Origin of the sequence: Pseudomonas sp. ACN8 (assembly GCF_002303925.1) — a bacterium.
Taxonomy (GTDB): Bacteria; Pseudomonadota; Gammaproteobacteria; order Pseudomonadales; family Pseudomonadaceae; genus Aquipseudomonas.
In genome coordinates this window covers 65,071-84,379 of sequence record NZ_MRCS01000013.1, presented here as the reverse complement: position 1 = coordinate 84,379, position 19,309 = coordinate 65,071, and the positions used below count along the sequence as shown (strand labels likewise).

At 60.4% G+C, this 19,309-nt stretch carries 15 protein-coding genes; 5 read left to right on the top strand and 10 right to left on the bottom strand.

Annotated features, from left to right (window positions below; genetic code table 11):
* Nucleotides 1-16 precede the first annotated feature (16 nt).
* Nucleotides 17-1,042, bottom strand: coding sequence for an FAD:protein FMN transferase (locus BSF44_RS09650; protein WP_172435324.1), 1,026 nt, complete (start codon nucleotides 1,040-1,042; stop codon nucleotides 17-19).
* Nucleotides 1,043-1,255: 213 nt separating this feature from the next.
* Nucleotides 1,256-2,719, bottom strand: coding sequence for a glyceraldehyde-3-phosphate dehydrogenase (locus tag BSF44_RS09645; protein ID WP_056722011.1), 1,464 nt, complete (start codon nucleotides 2,717-2,719; stop codon nucleotides 1,256-1,258).
* A gap of 363 nt (nucleotides 2,720-3,082) precedes the next feature.
* On the opposite strand from BSF44_RS09645, the gene mfd reads away from it, so the two are divergent.
* From mfd to BSF44_RS09630, 3 genes are read left to right on the top strand one after another with little or no spacing between them, the layout of a single operon-like run.
* Nucleotides 3,083-6,532 carry a transcription-repair coupling factor gene (mfd, locus tag BSF44_RS09640; protein WP_095943310.1) on the top strand — a complete coding sequence of 1,150 codons (3,450 nt, stop codon included), beginning with the start codon at nucleotides 3,083-3,085 and terminating at the stop codon, nucleotides 6,530-6,532.
* Between the two features lie 10 nt (nucleotides 6,533-6,542).
* Nucleotides 6,543-7,121 carry a CsiV family protein gene (locus BSF44_RS09635; protein ID WP_095943309.1) on the top strand — a complete coding sequence of 193 codons (579 nt, stop codon included), beginning with the start codon at nucleotides 6,543-6,545 and terminating at the stop codon, nucleotides 7,119-7,121.
* A 6-nt stretch (nucleotides 7,122-7,127) separates the two neighbouring features.
* On the top strand, nucleotides 7,128-9,821 hold the full coding sequence (locus tag BSF44_RS09630; protein WP_095943308.1) for a DEAD/DEAH box helicase: 2,694 nt from the start codon (nucleotides 7,128-7,130) through the stop codon (nucleotides 9,819-9,821).
* Nucleotides 9,822-9,961: 140 nt separating this feature from the next.
* Here BSF44_RS09630 and BSF44_RS09625 read toward each other — a convergent pair whose 3' ends face one another.
* The 3 genes from BSF44_RS09625 to BSF44_RS09615 form a co-directional block, all read right to left on the bottom strand.
* Nucleotides 9,962-10,699, bottom strand: coding sequence for an S-methyl-5'-thioinosine phosphorylase (locus tag BSF44_RS09625; RefSeq protein ID WP_007991412.1), 738 nt, complete (start codon nucleotides 10,697-10,699; stop codon nucleotides 9,962-9,964).
* Nucleotides 10,700-10,711: 12 nt separating this feature from the next.
* Entirely contained in the window at nucleotides 10,712-11,722 is a 1,011-nt protein-coding gene (gene nagZ, locus BSF44_RS09620; protein ID WP_095943307.1) for a beta-N-acetylhexosaminidase, read from the bottom strand.
* A 158-nt stretch (nucleotides 11,723-11,880) separates the two neighbouring features.
* Complete coding sequence (locus BSF44_RS09615) at nucleotides 11,881-12,588, bottom strand: TetR/AcrR family transcriptional regulator (RefSeq protein ID WP_007974041.1); 708 nt, start codon at nucleotides 12,586-12,588, stop codon at nucleotides 11,881-11,883.
* A 229-nt stretch (nucleotides 12,589-12,817) separates the two neighbouring features.
* Here BSF44_RS09615 and lexA point away from each other — a divergent pair, with 229 nt between their 5' ends.
* Nucleotides 12,818-13,426, top strand: coding sequence for a transcriptional repressor LexA (lexA, locus tag BSF44_RS09610; protein ID WP_007995278.1), 609 nt, complete (start codon nucleotides 12,818-12,820; stop codon nucleotides 13,424-13,426).
* Nucleotides 13,427-13,436: 10 nt separating this feature from the next.
* Complete coding sequence (gene sulA / locus BSF44_RS09605; protein WP_007991406.1) at nucleotides 13,437-13,913, top strand: SOS-induced cell division inhibitor SulA; 477 nt, start codon at nucleotides 13,437-13,439, stop codon at nucleotides 13,911-13,913.
* A 93-nt stretch (nucleotides 13,914-14,006) separates the two neighbouring features.
* Here the strand turns inward: sulA and BSF44_RS09600 are convergent, their stop codons facing one another.
* From BSF44_RS09600 to fadA, 5 genes are all read right to left on the bottom strand, one after another.
* Nucleotides 14,007-14,240 carry a hypothetical protein gene (locus tag BSF44_RS09600; protein WP_046041430.1) on the bottom strand — a complete coding sequence of 78 codons (234 nt, stop codon included), beginning with the start codon at nucleotides 14,238-14,240 and terminating at the stop codon, nucleotides 14,007-14,009.
* 94 nt (nucleotides 14,241-14,334) lie between these two features.
* Nucleotides 14,335-14,859, bottom strand: coding sequence for a DUF6586 family protein (locus BSF44_RS09595; RefSeq protein ID WP_095943306.1), 525 nt, complete (start codon nucleotides 14,857-14,859; stop codon nucleotides 14,335-14,337).
* A gap of 170 nt (nucleotides 14,860-15,029) precedes the next feature.
* On the bottom strand, nucleotides 15,030-17,657 hold the full coding sequence (topA, locus tag BSF44_RS09590; protein ID WP_095943305.1) for a type I DNA topoisomerase: 2,628 nt from the start codon (nucleotides 17,655-17,657) through the stop codon (nucleotides 15,030-15,032).
* A 114-nt stretch (nucleotides 17,658-17,771) separates the two neighbouring features.
* Nucleotides 17,772-18,008 (bottom strand): DUF1653 domain-containing protein, encoded by a 237-nt coding sequence (locus BSF44_RS09585; RefSeq protein ID WP_095943355.1) that lies wholly within the window; start codon nucleotides 18,006-18,008, stop codon nucleotides 17,772-17,774.
* A 97-nt stretch (nucleotides 18,009-18,105) separates the two neighbouring features.
* Nucleotides 18,106-19,281 carry an acetyl-CoA C-acyltransferase FadA gene (fadA, locus tag BSF44_RS09580; RefSeq protein WP_008023006.1) on the bottom strand — a complete coding sequence of 392 codons (1,176 nt, stop codon included), beginning with the start codon at nucleotides 19,279-19,281 and terminating at the stop codon, nucleotides 18,106-18,108.
* Nucleotides 19,282-19,309: the final 28 nt, after the last annotated feature.

The window sequence follows — 19,309 nt, the reverse complement described above, 5'->3', positions numbered from 1 at the left end:
GCTCAAATCGCCTAAATCATTCGGTTTTTTCGCCACTGAGGCGTTCAAAAGCGTGACTGCTGCGTGTGACGAAACCTGTATCGGCACGAATCACAAAAAATGCGCCGATATCGTGTTCTTCTGCGTAGTCCCAACCGCGCGCAGGACCAAGAATCAGCAACAGCGTCGATAAGCCATCGGCCATCAACGCCGAAGGATGAATCACCGTGACCGACGCCAGGCGGTGTGAGACTGGCGCACCGGTGCGGGCATCGAAGGTGTGGGAAAAACGCTGGCCGTCCTGCTCGAAGTAATTACGATAGTCGCCGGAGGTGGACAGGCCATAGCCGTCGACAACAATGACGCGCTCGGCCACCTGCCGATCATCCCGCGGCTCTTCCAGCGCAATGCGCCATGGCGAGCCATCAGCCTTCTTGCCGGACGCCTTGAGCTCGCCCGTCGCTTCGGCAAGGTAGTCGTGGATGCCCATCGCCTCGAGTCTTGCGGCAATCGCGTCCACCGCATAACCGGCGGCGACGCTGTTAAAGTCGACCTCGACGGCGGCGTTCTTGCACAACCGGTCGCCCTCAATGCGCAAGTGTTCATGGCCGACGCGCTTGCGGGCTTCGGCGAGTGCTTCGGCGGTCGGGACTTTTTCTCCACGGGCCTGCGGACCAAATCCCCAGAGATTGAGCAACGGCTCCACCGTCAGGTCGTAGGAACCGTCGCTTTGCACTGACAGTCGCTCGCCCACGCGGACCAATTCGAGGATCGACGCCGGCATAACCTGACAACCGTTGGCAGGCAATGCATTGAAGCGTTCGATGTCCGAGTCGCTGCGGTAGGTCGACATTTGCCGGTCAATGTCAGCGAGGATCTGCTCAACCTGGACGCGGACCTCGTCCGGCGCCGGAAGGCCGGCATGGCGCACATACTTGATCGAATAAGTGCTGCCCATGGTCGGGCCGCCGAAGGTTTCCAGAGTGTCGCCGTTGCCGCAGGCTGCCAATATGCCGAACAGCACAAAGAAAATGCCCCGCCACCTGATCCACAAATACTGCATCTCCCGACGATTCCCCTGACACAACGACATGGCACGCCATTATGCGCCACCTCTGTAGGAGCGGGCTCGCCCGCGAAGGACGTGAATGATGACGCGCGCCACCTGGAAAACCGCGCTGCCTGTGATTTTTTCGCGAGCAAGCTCGCTCCTACAGAAACACACAAACAAAAACGCCCCGACCAAAGTCGGGGCGCTTCATGTGCAGCTAAAGGCTTAGCGCGGGAATGCTGGCGGGTTTACACCGGCCATGTCTTCCATCACGCGAACCACTTGACAGCTGTAACCGAACTCGTTGTCGTACCAAACGTACAGAACAACGCGGTTATCCTGGGTGATGGTCGCTTCAGCGTCCACTACGCCTGCGTGGCGCGAACCAACGAAGTCGGTGGAAACCACTTCCTGGGAGCTCACGTAGTCGATCTGCTTGTGCAGATCCGAGTGCATGGCCATCTGGCGCAGGTACTCGTTGATCTCTTCGCGAGTGGTGGCCTTTTCCAGGTTCAGGTTCAGGATGGCCATCGACACGTTCGGCGTAGGCACGCGAATCGCGTTGCCGGTCAGCTTGCCCTTGAGCACTGGCAGCGCCTTGGCGGCTGCGGTGGCGGCACCGGTCTCGGTGATGACCATGTTCAGCGGCGCGGCGCGGCCACGACGGCTGCCCTTGTGGAAGTTGTCGATCAGGTTCTGGTCGTTGGTGAACGAGTGAACGGTTTCGACGTGACCGTTGACGATGCCGTACTTGTCGTTGACTGCCTTGAGCACCGGCACGATGGCGTTGGTGGTGCAGGAAGCCGCCGAAATGATCTTGTCGTCAGGGGTGATTTCGCCATGGTTGATGCCATGCACGATGTTCTTCAGCGCGCCCTTGCCAGGTGCGGTGAGGATCACGCGGGCAGCGCCCGGGCAGGCCAGGTGCTGGCCCAGGCCGTCAGCGTCACGCCATACACCGGTGTTGTCGACGATCAGAGCGTTTTCGATGCCGTACTGGGTGTAGTCGACTTCGGCCGGGCTCTTGGCGTAGATAACCTGGATCAGGTTGCCGTTGGCGGTGATGGTGTTGTTGGCTTCATCGATGGTGATGGTGCCATCGAACGGGCCATGGACCGAGTCGCGGCGCAGCAGGCTGGCACGCTTGACCAGGTCGTTCTCGGCGCCCTTGCGGACAACGATGGCGCGCAGGCGCAGGCCGTCGCCACCACCGGTTTTCTCGATCAGGATGCGCGCCAGCAGACGGCCGATACGACCGAAGCCGTAGAGGACAACGTCGGTGCCTTTGCGGGCCGATGCGTTTTGCTGGCCAACCACGTCGGCCAGTTCTTCACGGACGAACTGCTCGGCGGTACGGCCATTGCCTTCAGCCTTGAATTTGGCCGCCAGCTTGCCCAGGTCCACCGAAGCGGCGCCGAGCTTGAGTTCGCTCATCGCCTTGATCAGCGGGAATGTTTCGTGGACGGACAGCTCGCTTTCGTCGGACTGACGGTGACGAGCAAAGCGGTGAGCTTTGAGAATCGCAATGACTGAACGATTGATCAGGCTGCGGCCATAGATCGAGCTCACCACGTTGTTATTGCGGTAGAGCTGACCGATAAGCGGAATCATCGCTTCTGCGAGTGCTTCACGGTCGATCCATTCACCAAGACACTGGTCGGGCTTCTGAGTCACGGGAACCTTCCACATGTAGGGGCAGAAAAAAGGGGCTACATTATGCCGCCGAGTGACAGCGGTAGCAATGCGCGCCCGTCGTGCTTTACGTAACAATTCGTCGTTCAAAAAAATTACGCCCCGCGCAAAGCCAATAAAACCGGGGCTTTCAGCGCAGTCAATTTTTTGGAGGCCGCGCCTCGTTGTCCGTAACCCTCCGTAACACTCGTTGTTTTTGCCACTACATATTCAGTAATTCCTGGCAAAAAACCGTTGAATTTTGTCTTTACCACTACATTTCACCAAACCCGTGCTTTAGGCGCAGTCAGCAACTGACAGGCGGCATCGTTGACCGCTACAATTGCCGACTTTGTCGCAACGCTTGGAGCTCAACCTTCCGTGCCCGTTCTGCGTCTACCGCTTCTCCCTGCCGCGGCAGGTAAACAGCACTGGGGCAACCTGCCCGGTGCCGCCCTGAGCCTGGCCATCGCCGAGGCCGCCAGCGCTGCCAAGCGCTTTACCCTGCTACTGACCGCCGACAGCCAAAGTGCCGAACGGCTGGAACAGGAGCTGGGTTTCTTCGCCCCGGATTTGCCCGTACTGCACTTCCCCGACTGGGAAACCCTGCCCTACGACCTGTTTTCGCCGCACCAGGACATCATTTCCCAGCGCATCGCCAGCCTGTACCGGCTGCCGGAACTGAGCCATGGCGTGCTGGTGGTGCCGATCACGACCGCCCTGCACCGCCTCGCGCCGACCAAATTCCTGCTCGGCAGCAGCCTGGTGCTGGATATCGGCCAGAAACTCGACGTCGAGCAAATGCGCACCCGGCTTGAAGCCACGGGTTATCGCTACGTTGATACGGTGTATGAACACGGCGAGTTCACCGTTCGCGGTTCGCTGATCGATCTGTTCCCGATGGGCAGCAAACTGCCATATCGCATCGATCTGTTCGACGACGAAATCGAAACCCTGCGCACCTTCGACCCGGAGAACCAGCGTTCGATCGACAAAGTCGACTCGGTCAAGCTGTTGCCGGCCAAGGAATTTCCGCTGCAAAAAGAAGCGGTCACTCGCTTCAAGGCGCGGTTCCGCGAGCGTTTTGACGTCGACTTCCGCCGCTGCCCGATCTTCCAGGACTTGAGCAGCGGGATTACCCCGGCCGGCATCGAGTACTACCTGCCGCTGTTCTTCGAAGAAACCTCGACACTGTTCGATTACCTGCCCCAGGACACGCAAGTGTTTTCCCTGCCGGGCATTGAGCAGGCCGCGGAAAACTTCTGGAACGATGTGCGCAATCGCTATGAAGAACGCCGCGTCGACCCGTCCCGCCCTTTATTACCGCCCGCCGAACTGTTCCTGCCGGTGGAAGACTGCTTCGCGCGCCTGAAAAACTGGCCGCGCGTGGTGGCCAGTCAACAGGATGTAGAAAGCGGTGGCGGTCGCGAGCGCTTCCCGGCTCGCGAGTTGCCCAACCTGGCGATCGAAGCCAAGGCCACCCAACCGCTGGCGGCACTGGCGGACTTCCTGGACCAGTTCCCCGGTCGCGTGCTGTTCACCGCCGAATCCGCAGGCCGCCGCGAAGTGCTGCTGGAACTGCTGGAACGCCTGAAGCTGCGACCGAAAACCGTCGACAGCTGGCCGGACTTTGTCGCCGGCAAGGAACGCCTGGCGATCACCATCGCACCGCTCGATGAAGGCTTGCTGCTCGACGACCCGGCCCTGGCCCTCGTCGCCGAAAGCCCGTTGTTCGGCCAGCGCGTAATGCAGCGCCGTCGCCGCGAAAAACGCGCCGATGCCAACAACGATGCCGTCATCAAGAACCTCACCGAGCTGCGCGAGGGCGCGCCGGTGGTGCACATCGACCACGGCGTCGGCCGCTACCTGGGCCTGGCGACCCTGGAAATCGACAGCCAGACCGCTGAATTCCTCGCCCTGGAATACGCCGAAGGCGCCAAGCTCTATGTGCCGGTGGCCAACCTGCACCTGATCGCCCGCTACACCGGCAGCGACGATGCCTTGGCCCCGCTGCACCGCCTCGGTTCCGAGACCTGGCAGAAAGCCAAGCGCAAAGCCGCCGAGCAGGTACGTGACGTGGCCGCCGAGTTGCTCGATATCTACGCCCGCCGCGCCGCCCGCGAAGGCTACGCTTTCGCCGACCCGAAAGCCGACTACGCCACCTTCAGCGCCGGCTTCCCGTTCGAAGAAACCCCGGACCAGCAAACCACCATCGAAGCGGTACGCGAAGACATGCTTGCGCCCAAGCCGATGGATCGCCTGGTGTGCGGCGACGTCGGCTTCGGCAAGACTGAAGTGGCGATGCGCGCCGCGTTCATCGCCGTGCATGGCGGTCGCCAAGTGGCGATTCTGGTGCCGACCACCCTGCTCGCCCAGCAGCACTACAACAGCTTCCGCGACCGTTTCGCCGACTGGCCGGTGACCGTGGAAGTGATGAGCCGTTTCAAGTCGGCCAAGGAAGTGAATGCGGCGGTCGCGGATCTGGCCGAAGGCAAGATCGACATCGTCATCGGCACGCACAAGCTGCTGCAGGACGATGTGAAGATCAAAAACCTCGGGCTGGTGATCATCGACGAGGAACACCGTTTCGGCGTGCGCCAGAAGGAACAACTCAAGGCCCTGCGCAGCGAAGTCGACATTCTGACCCTGACCGCCACGCCGATTCCGCGCACGCTGAACATGGCGGTGTCGGGCATGCGCGACCTGTCGATCATCGCCACGCCGCCGGCCCGTCGCCTGTCGGTACGCACCTTCGTCATGGAACAGAACAAGAGCACGGTCAAAGAGGCCCTGCTGCGTGAGTTACTGCGTGGCGGTCAGGTCTATTACCTGCACAACGACGTGAAGACCATCGAGAAATGCGCCGCCGACCTCGCCGAACTGGTGCCGGAAGCACGGATCGGCATCGGTCACGGGCAGATGCGCGAACGCGATCTCGAACAGGTGATGAGCGATTTCTATCACAAGCGCTTCAACGTGCTGATCGCCTCGACCATCATCGAGACCGGTATCGACGTACCGAGCGCCAACACCATCATCATCGAGCGTGCCGACAAGTTCGGCCTGGCACAGTTGCACCAGTTGCGCGGCCGGGTCGGACGCAGCCACCACCAGGCGTACGCCTACCTGCTGACGCCGCCGCGCCAGCAAATCACCCCGGACGCGGAAAAGCGCCTGGAAGCGATTGCCAATACCCAGGACCTCGGCGCGGGCTTCGTGCTCGCCACCAACGACCTGGAAATCCGTGGCGCCGGCGAATTGCTCGGCGACGGCCAGAGCGGGCAGATCCAGGCAGTCGGCTTCACGCTGTACATGGAAATGCTCGAGCGCGCGGTGAAGTCGATCCGCAAGGGCGAGCAGCCGAACCTCGATCAACCGCTCGGCGGCGGCCCGGAAGTCAACTTGCGGGTACCGGCGTTGATTCCCGAAGACTATCTGCCGGATGTCCACGCCCGCCTGATTCTCTACAAGCGCATTGCCTCGGCCACCGACGAGGACGGCCTCAAGGATTTGCAGGTGGAGATGATCGACCGTTTCGGCCTGTTGCCGGAGCCGACCAAGAACCTGATCCGCATCACTGCATTGAAATTGCAGGCCGAACAACTGGGCATCAAGAAAGTCGATGGCGGCCCACAAGGCGGTCGCGTCGAGTTCGCCGCACAGACGCCGGTCGACCCGCTGACCCTGATCAAACTGATCCAGAGCCAGCCAAAACGCTACAAATTCGAAGGCGCCACGATGTTCAAGTTCATGGTTCCGATGGAGCGCCCGGAAGAGCGCTTTAATACTGTAGAGGCGCTGTTCGAGCGCCTCGTTCCGAAAACTGCTTGAAGGACGCCGCATGCGCCTGTTTCGCTCCCTGACCTTGCTGACCCTGTTGGTGCCAGCGCTGATTGCACCCACGGCATTTGCCGATGACCTGTATCAGGTCGAAATGATTCTGGTCCGTCAAAACGCCGTGCCGGCGATAGTCAGCCGCGCCGCGCCGGAAGACTGGGCGGCGGGCGCCCAACCGGTCAGCCCCGACAGCCTGCGCACGCCAAGCCTCAATGGCGAGGTGGAAAAACTCACCAGCAGCGCTGACTACACCGTGTTGCTGCACAAGGCCTGGCAACAGCCCCTCGGCGAAACGGCCAGCAAAGTGGCGATCAGCGACGGCAAGGAACAATATGGTCAGTTCCCGATCGAGGGCACACTGGACATGAAACTGGGACGTTTTACCGACGTCGACGCCGATTTCTGGGTCAACCAGATCGATGCCAATGGCATGGTGACCGCCAGCGAGCGCCTGAAACAGGAAAGCCACACCAAGAACGGCCAGCTGAACTTCCTCGACAACGGCCACCTCGGCCTGCTGATCAAGATCACTTCGCTGACCGCCCCCGCACCCCGAGCAGCTCCCGAAGAAATTCCGGACTGATTCCCTATGTCCGCGACCCTGAGCAAACCCCTCGCACCGTCCTGGGTCAGCCGATTCAAGGAACAGAGCCTGGAGCGTGGTCGCCGTTACGCGCTGGAGAATCGCGTCAGGATCGTCGAGGCCGGCGACGCAACCATCGTCGCCGCCTGCGAAGGCTCTGGTGGTAACGTTTATCGTCAGACCATTCGCCTGCGCGAGTCAGCCAAAGGCACGCTGCTGATGGTCGACGCCACCTGCTCCTGTCCGGTCCACAGCAACTGCAAACATTGCGCGGCGGTGCTCCTGCAAGTACAGGAAACCCTCGACTACCCCGCCGCTGCCAAAGACGCCGAACTCCTGGAAAAGCTCCAGGCAGTCCTGGAAAACCGCAGCCCAAAGGCCCCACCACAAGTGCTGGTCGACAATGTTCAACCGGTACCGCGCCTGTGGCTGGCCAGCATCGAATTCAGCGCATTCGAACCGCGCAACGGCCGGATGCAACGCTACATCCAGCATCGAGCGGCACTGTCCTTCAGTTATCTGGATGAGTACGTTTGCGGGCAGAAAAACACCGACATCCTGATTCGCCAGGAAACCCAGACGCTGCGGATAAAACGCCACCCGGAAGTGGAACAGTCCTACCGGGAACAGCTGCGAATCCTCGGCTTCAAAGTCGCCACCCGGCAAAGCAAGGCCTTGCCGGAAAGCGCCGGCGAGTTGTTCGAGATGGTCAATGACAGCGCCTGGCTGACCTTTACCCTCAATGAACTGCCGAAGTTGCGCACCCAGGGCTGGGAATTGCAGATCGACGAGGACTTCGGTTTCGACCTGACGGCGGTAGACGACTGGTACGCCACGGTCGAACAGGCTCCGGAACGCGACTGGTTCGATCTGGAACTGGGGATCATCGTCAACGGCGAACGCCTGAGCCTATTGCCGATCCTGCTCAACCTGATGCGCTCCCATACCGAAATCCTCAACCCGGAACGCCTTGCCCGACGCCGCGACGACGAGCTGATCCTGGTCAACATCCCCAACCGCCCGAACTCCGAGCACGGCCCATTGCAGGTCGCCCTGCCCTTCGGCCGCTTGAAGCCGGTGCTGGCCACCCTCGGCGAGTTCTACCTGCAGGAACCCGGCGACACCACGCTACGCCTGAGCAAGGCCGATGCCACGCGCCTGAACCCGCTGGAAGACATGCCGCTGCTCTGGGAGGGTGGCGAACAGATCCGCACCTTTGCCCAGCGCCTGCGTGACATCAAGGACCACACGGCCATCGCCCCGGAAGGCCTGAATGCGACGCTGCGTCCGTATCAGCTCGAAGGCTTGAGCTGGATGCAGTCGCTGCGACAGCTGGAAGTGGGTGGAATTCTCGCGGACGACATGGGCCTGGGTAAAACCCTGCAGACACTGGCGCACGTGCTGAGCGAGAAAAACGCCGGTCGCCTGGATCGGCCGTGCATGGTGGTGATGCCGACCAGCCTGATCCCCAACTGGCTCGACGAAGCGGCGCACTTTACACCGCAGCTCAAGGTACTGGCGCTGTACGGTGCCAGCCGTAAAAAGCACTTCGACAAGCTGGCTGACTACGATCTGATCCTGACCACCTATGCGCTGCTGCCCAAGGATGTCGAACGCTTGGCGGCGCAGCCCTTGCACATACTGGTGCTGGACGAAGCGCAATACATCAAGAACCCGAACAGCAAGGCTGCACAGGCTGCCCGCGAGCTCAATGCCCGGCAGCGCCTGTGCCTGAGCGGCACGCCGCTGGAAAATCATCTCGGCGAACTCTGGTCGCTGTTTCACTTCCTCTTGCCCGGCTGGCTGGGCGACGTCAAAAGCTTCAACCGCGATTACCGCGTGCCGATTGAAAAACGCACCAGCGAAGTCAGGCTCCAGCACCTCAACGGCCGGATCAAACCTTTCCTGCTGCGCCGCACCAAGGAACAGGTGGCCACCGAGTTGCCGCCGAAAACCGAGATCATCCACTGGGTCGAACTCAACGAAGCCCAGCGCGACGTGTACGAAACCATGCGCCTGGCCATGGACAAGAAAGTCCGCGACGAGATCACTCGCAAAGGCGTGGCCCGCAGCCAGATCATCATTCTCGAAGCCCTGCTCAAGCTGCGCCAGGTGTGCTGCGATTTGCGCCTGGTCAACGAGGCGACCCTGCCAAGCCGTGGCAGCACATCGGGCAAGCTCGACAGTCTGATGGAAATGCTCGAGGAATTGTTCGAGGAAGGTCGGCGGATCCTGCTGTTCTCGCAGTTCACTTCGATGCTGTCGCTGATCGAAGACGAACTGAACAAACGCGGCGTGGCCTACGCTCTGCTGACTGGCCAGACCCGCGACCGCCGCACCCCGGTGAAGGAATTCCAGAGCGGCAAGCGTCAGATTTTTCTGATCAGCCTGAAGGCCGGTGGCGTTGGCCTGAACCTGACCGAAGCGGACACGGTGATTCATTACGATCCGTGGTGGAACCCGGCGACGGAAAACCAGGCGACCGACCGGGCGTATCGCATCGGCCAGGAGAAACCGGTGTTCGTCTATAAGTTGATTGCGCGCGGCACGGTCGAAGAGAAGATTCAACACCTGCAAAAGGAAAAATCCGACCTCGCGGCAGGTGTGCTGGATGGGCGCAAGGCCGGGGACTGGAAGCTGCAGAACGATGATATCGAGGCACTGTTTGCGCCGCTGCCGGAAAACCTTGAAAAACGCTGAGACTTTCGGCGTCTGAACCGACCTCTTCGCGAGCAGGCTCGCTCCCACATTGACCGCGTCGAATGCAAATTCTACGAACGCCACCGAACCTGTGGGAGCGAGCTTGCTCGCGATGAAGTCAACTCGGTATCAAGCGGGGCTCAACCCTTGAGCACCCGAGCCAGCGTCGATTTCACCTTGCCCATGCCGTCATGCAACGCCTGCTCGATCTCGGCCATGGTGATCACCGCCGTCGATTTGCCCGCCGCCGGGTTCACCACCAGCGCCAGACAGGCGTAGTCCAGTTCCAGTTCACGGGCCAATGCCGCTTCCGGCATACCGGTCATGCCGACGATGTCGCAGCCATCGCGCTCCAGCCGGGCGATTTCAGCCACAGTCTCAAGGCGCGGCCCTTGAGTACAGGCATACACGCCATGGCTGCTATAGCCCACGCCTTCCGCCGCCAATGCCGCAATCAGTTGCTGACGCAACGGTTCGCTGTAGGGGTAGCTGAAGTCGATATGGGTAACGTGTTCCAGGTCATCGGCAAAGTAGGTGTGCTCACGACCGCTGGTGTAGTCGATCAACTGATGCGGCACGCAGAAATGCCCGGTGCCCATTGCGGCATGGATGCCGCCCACGGCGTTGACCGCCAGAATGGCTTCGGCACCGGCCTGTTTCAACGCCCAGAGGTTGGCGCGGTAGTTGACCTGATGCGGCGGAAAGCGGTGCGGATGACCGTGACGCGCGAGGAAAAGCACTTCCTTGCCGGCATATTCGCCGATCTGCACTTCGGCCGAAGGTGCGCCATAAGGCGTGTCCACTGCCAGTGACTGGCGAATGCTCAGGCCTTCGAGTTGAGTCAGGCCTGTGCCACCGATAATCGCGTAAACCGTCATAACGAACAGTCCTTAATCAATCAATTGAGCTTCTTTGAGCGCGCCGACAGCGGCCAGCCAGCGCGGGTCTTGACGGTATTCGACGTTGGCAAACGACTGGCCGCGCATCCGCGCGATGCGCTCGGAAGGCTTGACCTTCAGGCGCTGCGCAGCGCTCAGGGCCAGTTCGGCGGCAGCGCGATCGTTGCACACCAGACCCATGTCGCAACCGGCAGTCAGCGCCGCTTCGATACGGCTGGCGGCATCGCCGACCACGTGAGCGCCCGCCATGGACAGGTCATCACTGAAGATCACGCCATCGAACTGCAACTCGCCGCGCAGGATGTCCTGCAACCAGCGGCGGGAGAAGCCAGCGGGCCGGGAATCGACTTGTGGATAAATGACGTGGGCCGGCATGACCGCGGCCAGTTGCTTGCTCAGTTTGGCAAACGGCACCAGGTCATTGACGCGGATCTCGTCGAGACTGCGTTCGTCGTTGGGAATCGCGTCGTGGGAGTCAGCCTCGGCCCAGCCATGACCAGGGAAATGCTTGCCGGTGGCGGCCATTCCGGCGCTGTTCATGCCGCGGATAAACGCACCCGCGAGCAAGGCCGCGCGCTCGGGATCACCTTCGAACGAACGGGTGCCGACAACGGCGCTGCGCTGGTAGTCGAGGTCGAGCACCGGAGCGAAGCTCAGGTCCAGGCCAACGGCCAACACTTCGGTCGCCATAATCCAGCCACACTGCTCGGCCAGGTATTCGGCGTTCGGGTTGTCGGCAATGGCGCGCATGGCGGGCAAGCGCACGAAACCCTGGCGCAGGCGCTGCACGCGGCCGCCCTCTTGATCCACTGCCAGCAGCAGATCGGGACGAATGGCGCGAATGGCCGCACTCAGCTCGCGCACTTGACGCGGATGCTCGATGTTACGGGCAAAGATGATCAGGCCACCCACTTCGGGTTGGCGCAACAATTGGCGATCTTCAGCCGTCAGCCAGGTACCGGCGACGTCCACCATCAACGAGCCTTGCAAGCCAGCAGTCATAAAAATTCCTTGATAACAGAAAACCCGGCCCACACGAATTCGCCGCCAGACGCTGCGCCCGGCAGGTCGGCGATTTCAATGGGAAACGGGTTCAGAACGAGAGTCGGCATGGGCGGCTAGCTTAGCGGATGTCAGCTGCCGCGCCCACCCGTGTGCGGTTAAACCTTGGCGGCAACCGGTGTCGATTTGCTACGTGGACGCAACTGGGCCGTGGCCATGGCCGTGTCGGTAACGCCGGATTCGGCGCGCATGCCGGCAGCCAGGAACGGCACCATCAGGCGCATGACCTGCTCGATGGAGGTGTTCACGCCGAAATCGGTTTCGGCAATCGCACGCAAGGCCTTGATACCGGACATGCTGAACGCCGCCGCACCCAGCATGAAGTGCACGCGCCAGAACAGTTCGATGGGTGGAATACGTGGCGCCGCTTCGTTGACCAACATCATGTAGCGGCGGAACACCTTGCCGTACATGTCTTCCAGATAACGACGCAAGTGCCCCTGGCTCTGACTGAACGCCAGCCCCAGCAAGCGCATGAAGATAGACAGGTCGTTGCCGCTGCGCGGCTGCACCACCAGCGCCTGCTCGACGAGGATTTCCAGCAACTCTTCGAGTGTCGGCTTGATTTCAGGCTTGGCCTGACGCCGCTCCAGCTCTTTATCGAGGCTGATGCAAAACGGCCCGAGGAACCGCGAGAAAACCGCCTGGATCAACGCTTTCTTCGAACCGAAGTGATAGTTCACCGCCGCCAGGTTGACACCCGCCTTGCTGGTGATCAGACGCAACGAGGTTTCGGCGAAACCTTTTTCCGCGAACAACTGCTCGGCGGCATCAAGAATGCGTTCAACGGTTTCCGACTGGGCCATGGCTACTCCGCCTGACAAACACTTGTTTGAAACATACGTTTCAGCCTGTGCATTGTCAAGTCTGGCAGTTCGTTTCGGGAATGGTCGGTCAGACATTTAACCACACAACAGCCAGGCTTCAATCCACTGACTGTTCGACCGTCCGGCGGCGACTGAAAAATGGAGCATTGCCAAGACCGTCTTACTGTATATAATCCCAGTCACTGTATAAAAAAACAGAGCGATCGATATGCTAAAGCTGACGCCACGACAAGCAGAGATTCTGGCCTTCATCAAACGCTGCCTGGAAGACAACGGGTATCCACCCACCCGTGCGGAAATCGCTCAGGAATTGGGTTTCAAGTCGCCCAATGCGGCGGAAGAACACCTCAAGGCACTGGCCCGCAAGGGTGCAATCGAGATGACGCCTGGCGCCTCCCGTGGCATTCGCATCCCCGGTTTCGAAGCCAAGGCCGACGATTCCACCCTGCCGATCATTGGCCGGGTCGCAGCCGGCGCCCCGATTCTTGCGCAGCAACACATCGAAGAGTCCTGCAACATCAACCCTGCCTTCTTCCATCCGCGCGCCGACTACCTGCTGCGTGTCCACGGGATGAGCATGAAGGATATCGGCATTTTCGACGGCGACCTGCTGGCGGTCCACACCACCCGCGAAGCCCGCAACGGCCAGATCGTGGTGGCGCGAATCGGCGACGAAGTGACCGTCAAGCGCTTCAAGCGTGACGGCAGCAAAGTCTGGCTGATCGCCGAGAACCCCGAGTTCGCCCCTATTGAAGTGAACCTTCAAGACCAGGAACTGGTGATCGAAGGCTTGAGTGTCGGCGTCATTCGCCGCTAAAGGAGGCACCATGCAGTTCCCACAGACATCACCACAGCAAACCCAACTGCCGTTGTTCGAAGCGTTCATGGCACAGCCATTGGCGCCGATTCTGAAAGACGTAGTCGAGTCCCCCTGGAGCGCCGAACCTGACGTTTTCAGCGAGCTGTCACTGCGTGGTGCAGCCGGGAACTGCCTGAGCCTCCTGGCACCGATCCTCAGGGAATTGAGCCAGGACCAGGACGCACGCTGGCTGACACTGATCGCGCCGCCCGCCAGCTTGACTCAAGCCTGGTTGCGAGATGCCGGACTCAACCGCGAGCGCATTCTGCTGCTGCAACCGCGGGGCACCCAGAGCGCCCAGCAACTGACCTGCGAAGCTCTGCGCCTGGGTCGTAGCCACACGGTGGTCAGCTGGATCAACCCGTTGAGCCCCCAATCGCGGCAACAACTGATCAGCGCCGCCCGCACCGGGGACGCTCAGAGCCTGAATATTCGACTGGGTTAACCGGCAGGCAAGACGCGCGCTTCACCGCGCAAGGCTTCTCCAGGGACAGAGAAGCCGATGAGTAACGACATCAAGAAAAGCGACAGACGGGGGTCAATGAAGAACCCGCGACCCCTCTTCCTTGTCGAATTCGCCTTCAACCAGGCGACCTGCCATCTGAACACCCACGCTCAACATCGCCTTGGCGACTTCCACGTGCTGCCCCTGCAGGAATGCCTTGGCGTCCTCGGAGAAATCCAAAGTAACCAGAGAACCCTCGTCCTCGGCCCTGCGCAGCTCGATACGGCCGTCTGGTAACTCGACAATTTCTAGAAAGGACGTTGGCATAAAGGACTGTTCTCCACGAAAGGCGGGGATTATATAGGCATCGGCCAGGCTTCGCTCGGGATCTTGACCAGATGCCATCCCGAAACTGTTTCTGTCAGCACTCGTTCAGACCTTCGCGAAAGCGGATCGCCAATGCTTTCAGGTTCTGACGCCAGCTCTCCAGCTCCTCCCGACTCAGTTCTTGCGGCACTTCCTCTTCATCCAGATTGACAGCCAGGATCAGGGGCTGGGTCACGTCCCCTTTCGGCTTGTGGGGCGCGCGCGGCGGCTGAAACAATGCAGCATGGGCGGCCAACAGCTTGGCCAGCCAGGTTTCCGGATTATTGGCCAGTTCGACCAGCTCAGCCATTTCCGGGATGGCGATGGTGTCCAGCACCTCGCGAGTCAGCAACAACTCCGCACGAGGCGCATTGGCCTGAGGCAAGCGATAGAAACCGGCGATCTCGTGACACAAGCCCAACAGCGCGCCGTACAGGTGAAACAGCGCGGATTCGCGCCCAGCCTGGATCAGCGCCAGCGAATTCATCGCCCGCCCTTCTTCAGTGCGGGCCAGCGCTTCGAGCGACAAGCCGGCGAAATAAATCTTCTGATTGGTGCGGGTATACAGTTCGTGGGCCATGACGGCAGCCTCCACAACGAAATAATAGCTTCATGCAGGTCATGTAGGAGCGAGCTTGCTCCGGGCGGCGTTCCGACGATGGTCGTCAACGATGACGCGGGCCTTCAGAATACCCACGTTGCTCTCACGTCCTTCGCGAGCAAGCTCGCTCCTACAGGGGTCTTGCTATCTTACGCCTTGGCAGCCGGGCGTTTATCTTCGACCGCCCACTTGCCGCCGTCGTAGAATGCTTTCCAGCCAGTCGGCTTACCGTCGACTTCGGTCTGCACGTACTGCTCCTTGGTCTTGCGGCTGTAACGGATCACTGCCGGCAGACCATCCGGATCCTTCTTCGGCGCTTCGCAGAGGAAGTGATACTTCGGATCGATCTCGTCCTTGTGCGGAATGATTTCCATCACCAGCGGAGCACGGGTCTCGCGGTTTTTCGGGAACTGACTAGCCGCCAGGAACAGGCCGGATGCACCGTCGCGCAGGATGTAGGTGTCGTTGACCTTTTCGCATTTCAGCTCAGGCATCTTCACCGGATCCATCTTCGGCGGTGCCGCATCACCGCTCTTCAGCAGTTTGCGGGTGTTCTTGCAGGTGGCATTGGTGCACCCGAAGAACTTGCCGAAACGGCCGGTCTTGAGTTGCATCTCGCTGCCACACTTGTCGCACTCCAGGCTCGGACCTTCGTAGCCCTTGATGCGATAGGTGCCCTCTTCGATTTCGTAGCCATCGCAATCCGGGTTGTTACCGCAGATGTGCAGCTTGCGCTTTTCATCGAGCAGGTAGGCATCCATCGCGGTGCTGCAGATTGGGCAGCGATGCTTGCCACGCAACACCAGCGACTCCGATTCACCCTCGTCGTCGGCAGCGATTTCGTCGCCCGGCACCAGGTTGACGGTAGCCTTGCAACGCTCTTTCGGCGGCAGGCTGTAGCCCGAGCAACCGAGGAATACGCCAGTTGACGCGGTACGGATCTGCATCGGCCGCCCGCAAGTGGTGCACGGAATGTCAGTCATGACCGGCTGATTGGCGCGCATGCCGCTTTCCGGGCTTTCGGCTACTTCGAGTTTCTTCTTGAAGTCGCCGTAGAACTCGTCGAGCACGTTTTTCCAGTCGCGTTCGCCCTGGGCCACGTCATCGAGATGCTCTTCCATGCCGGCGGTGAAGCCGTAGTCCATCAGGTTGGAGAAGCTCTCGGCCAGACGCTCGGTGACGATGTCACCCATCTTTTCCGAGTAGAAACGACGGTTGTGCAGCGCCACGTAGCCGCGATCCTGGATGGTCGAAATGATCGCCGCATAGGTCGAAGGACGACCGATGCCGCGTTTTTCCATTTCTTTTACCAGGCTGGCTTCCGAGTAACGCGCCGGCGGCTTGGTGAAATGCTGGGTCGGATCAAGCTTGATCAGCTTCATCGCGTCGCCCTGGGCCATGTCCGGCAGTACGTCATCGTCGCCCGGCTTGGCGATTTGTGGCATGACGCGGGTGTAACCGTCGAACTTCAGGATGCGGCCCTTGGCGCGCAGCTCGAAGTCGCCGGCGCCCACAGTGACCGTGGTCGACAGGTATTGCGCCGGCAGCATCTGGCAAGCGAGGAACTGGCGCCAGATGAGCTCGTAGAGGCGTTCAGCGTCACGCTCCATGCCCGACAGCTTGCTTGGCTCGGTATTGGCGTCGGACGGACGAATCGCTTCGTGAGCCTCTTGTGCGCCTTCCTTGCTGCTGTAGACGTTCGGGGTTTCCGGCAGGTACTTCTTGCCGAACTCGCCTTCAATATAGGTACGCGCCATCGCCACGGCATCCACCGAGAGGTTGGTGGAGTCGGTACGCATATAAGTGATGTAGCCGGCTTCGTACAAACGCTGGGCCATCATCATGGTTTTCTTCACACCGAAGCCCAGGCGGTTACTCGCGGCCTGTTGCAGGGTGGAGGTGATGAACGGCGCCGACGGCTTGCTGCTGGTCGGCTTGTCTTCGCGCTTGACGATGCTGTAGCTGGAAGCCTTGAGCTTCTCCAGCGCAGCCATGGCCTGGGTTTCGTTGAGCGGCTTGAAGGCTTCGCCTTTTTCGCGAGCCACGTCGAAACGCACGGTCGCGCCTTTGGCGGTGCCGAGGTCAGCATGCACTTCCCAGTACTCTTCCGGGATGAACGCGCGGATTTCACGTTCACGCTCGACCACCAGCTTCACGGCAACCGACTGCACGCGACCGGCGGACAGACCGCGAGCGATCTTGGCCCACAGCAGCGGCGAAACCATGTAACCCACGACGCGGTCGAGGAAGCGACGCGCCTGCTGGGCGTTGACGCGGTCGATATCCAGCTCGCCTGGTTTCGAGAAGGCTTCCTGGATCGCCTTCTTGGTAATTTCGTTGAACACCACGCGCTTGTAGCGGGTGTCGTCACCACCGATGGCTTCGCGCAGGTGCCAGGCAATGGCTTCCCCCTCGCGGTCCAAGTCGGTTGCGAGATAGATGGTGTCAGCATCCTTGGCGAGCCGGCGCAGCTCTTCGATGACTTTTTCCTTGCCCGGGAGGATCTCGTACTTGGCTTTCCAGCCATGGTCCGGATCGACACCCATGCGCGCGACCAGCTGCTTGCGCGCTTTTTCTTTCGGCGAGAGCACCGGACCTTCGCCCGCGGCAGCCTTGCCGCGCTTGGCGGCTGGCTCTTTGCTGGCGCTAGCCGAACCGCTGGTGGGCAGGTCTCGGATATGGCCGATACTCGACTTCACCACGTATTCGTTGCCCAAATACTTGTTGATGGTCTTGGCCTTAGCCGGGGATTCCACAATGACCAGCGATTTGCCCATGGATCAGAAAATTCCTGAATTCGAGAAGTGAAAGGCGGTTGGCGCCTGACGCGGCACCGCTATATATAGTGGCAACAAGGTGAGGTCAAGCGCAGGAATCTGCGCGCACTCAGCTTATGGCTTGTTGAAAAGGCTTTCTTCGGCCTGCACCAAAGCAAAGCGTGGCACCTGTTCACCGTCAACCTCGACGGACTCCAGGAACATGCTCAAGGGACGCACCCAAAAGCCGTAATCGCCATACAGGGCTTGATAGAAGACCACTTCTTCTTCGGTTTCCGAATGCCGCGCAACAGCGAATACGCGGTATTGCGGACCTTTGTAATGTTCGTAGAGCCCAGGTTGTATCGGCATGTTTTGGCCCTCACTGAATTTTTTCAAAATAAAAACAAAATAAATCCGGAAAAACAAAAACCGGGGCACTTGGCCCCGGCTTCCATCAACGAGACGCTTAAACGCGTTCGAAGACGGTGGAGATGCCTTGGCCGAGACCAATGCACATGGTGGCTACCCCGAAGGTACCGCCATTCTGCTTCATCACATTGAGCAAAGTGCCGGAGATACGCGCACCGGAGCAACCGAACGGGTGACCCAGGGCGATCGCGCCGCCGTGCAGGTTAACCTTCTCGTTCATCTTGTCGAGCACTTTCAGATCTTTCAGCACTGGCAGGGCCTGTGCGGCGAAAGCTTCGTTGAGCTCGAAGAAGTCGATGTCGGAGATACCCAGACCCGCGCGCTTCAATGCTTTTTGTGTGGCCGGTACTGGACCATAGCCCATGATTGCCGGATCCACACCTGCCACCGCCATCGAGCGAATCACCGCCAGAGGCTGGATGCCCAGGTCCTGTGCGCGCTGCGCCGACATCACGATCATGCACGAGGCACCATCGGTGATCTGCGACGAGGTACCGGCTGTCACGGTGCCGCCCTTTGGATTGAACGCCGGCTTCAGAGCCGCCAGGCTTTCCAGGGTGGTTTCCGGACGAATGGTTTCGTCGTAGTCGAAGGTTTTCAGGAAACCGTTCTCGTCGTAGCCCTGCATCGGGATGATTTCGTCCTTGAACTTGCCTTCCACGGTCGCCTTGTGGGCGAGTTGGTGGGAGCGCACGCCGAAAGCGTCCTGTTGCTCGCGAGTGATGCCGTGCATCTTGCCCAGCATTTCCGCGGTCAGGCCCATCATGCCCGAGGCTTTCGCCGCGTACAGCGACATGTGCGGGTTCGGATCGACACCGTGCATCATGCTCACGTGCCCCATATGCTCGACGCCACCAACCACGAAAACGTCACCGTTGCCGGTCATGATCGCTTGCGCGGCAGTGTGCAGAGCGCTCATGGACGAGCCACACAGGCGGCTGACGGTCTGGCCGGCCGAGGTGTGCGGGATCTGGGTCATCAGCGACGCCATGCGCGCGATGTTCCAGCCCTGCTCCAGGGTCTGGTTCACACAGCCCCAGATCACATCTTCGACTTCGTTCGGGTCGACCTTGACGTTTCGTTCCAGCAGTTTGCTGATCAGGTGCGCCGACATGTCTTCGGCGCGGGTGTTGCGGTGCATGCCGCCCTTGGAGCGGCCCATCGGAGTACGACCGAAGTCGACAATCACGACGTCTCTAGGATTCAAGCTCATAAGTTCACTCTCACTCTAGTTGGGGGCG

What these genes read in the sequence shown, in the direction of transcription:
- lexA (WP_007995278.1), top strand. Translation starts at nt 12,818, where the DNA reads ATGCTAAAGCTGACGCCACGACAAGCAGAGATTCTGGCCTTCATCAAA.
- nagZ (WP_095943307.1), bottom strand. Translation starts at nt 11,722, where the DNA reads ATGACTGCTGGCTTGCAAGGCTCGTTGATGGTGGACGTCGCCGGTACC.
- BSF44_RS09585 (WP_095943355.1), bottom strand. Translation starts at nt 18,008, where the DNA reads ATGCCGATACAACCTGGGCTCTACGAACATTACAAAGGTCCGCAATAC.
- BSF44_RS09615 (WP_007974041.1), bottom strand. Translation starts at nt 12,588, where the DNA reads ATGGCCCAGTCGGAAACCGTTGAACGCATTCTTGATGCCGCCGAGCAG.
- topA (WP_095943305.1), bottom strand. Translation starts at nt 17,657, where the DNA reads ATGGGCAAATCGCTGGTCATTGTGGAATCCCCGGCTAAGGCCAAGACC.
- BSF44_RS09650 (WP_172435324.1), bottom strand. Translation starts at nt 1,042, where the DNA reads ATGCAGTATTTGTGGATCAGGTGGCGGGGCATTTTCTTTGTGCTGTTC.
- BSF44_RS09635 (WP_095943309.1), top strand. Translation starts at nt 6,543, where the DNA reads ATGCGCCTGTTTCGCTCCCTGACCTTGCTGACCCTGTTGGTGCCAGCG.
- sulA (WP_007991406.1), top strand. Translation starts at nt 13,437, where the DNA reads ATGCAGTTCCCACAGACATCACCACAGCAAACCCAACTGCCGTTGTTC.
- BSF44_RS09645 (WP_056722011.1), bottom strand. Translation starts at nt 2,719, where the DNA reads ATGTGGAAGGTTCCCGTGACTCAGAAGCCCGACCAGTGTCTTGGTGAA.
- BSF44_RS09600 (WP_046041430.1), bottom strand. Translation starts at nt 14,240, where the DNA reads ATGCCAACGTCCTTTCTAGAAATTGTCGAGTTACCAGACGGCCGTATC.
- BSF44_RS09630 (WP_095943308.1), top strand. Translation starts at nt 7,128, where the DNA reads ATGTCCGCGACCCTGAGCAAACCCCTCGCACCGTCCTGGGTCAGCCGA.
- BSF44_RS09625 (WP_007991412.1), bottom strand. Translation starts at nt 10,699, where the DNA reads ATGACGGTTTACGCGATTATCGGTGGCACAGGCCTGACTCAACTCGAA.
- fadA (WP_008023006.1), bottom strand. Translation starts at nt 19,281, where the DNA reads ATGAGCTTGAATCCTAGAGACGTCGTGATTGTCGACTTCGGTCGTACT.
- BSF44_RS09595 (WP_095943306.1), bottom strand. Translation starts at nt 14,859, where the DNA reads ATGGCCCACGAACTGTATACCCGCACCAATCAGAAGATTTATTTCGCC.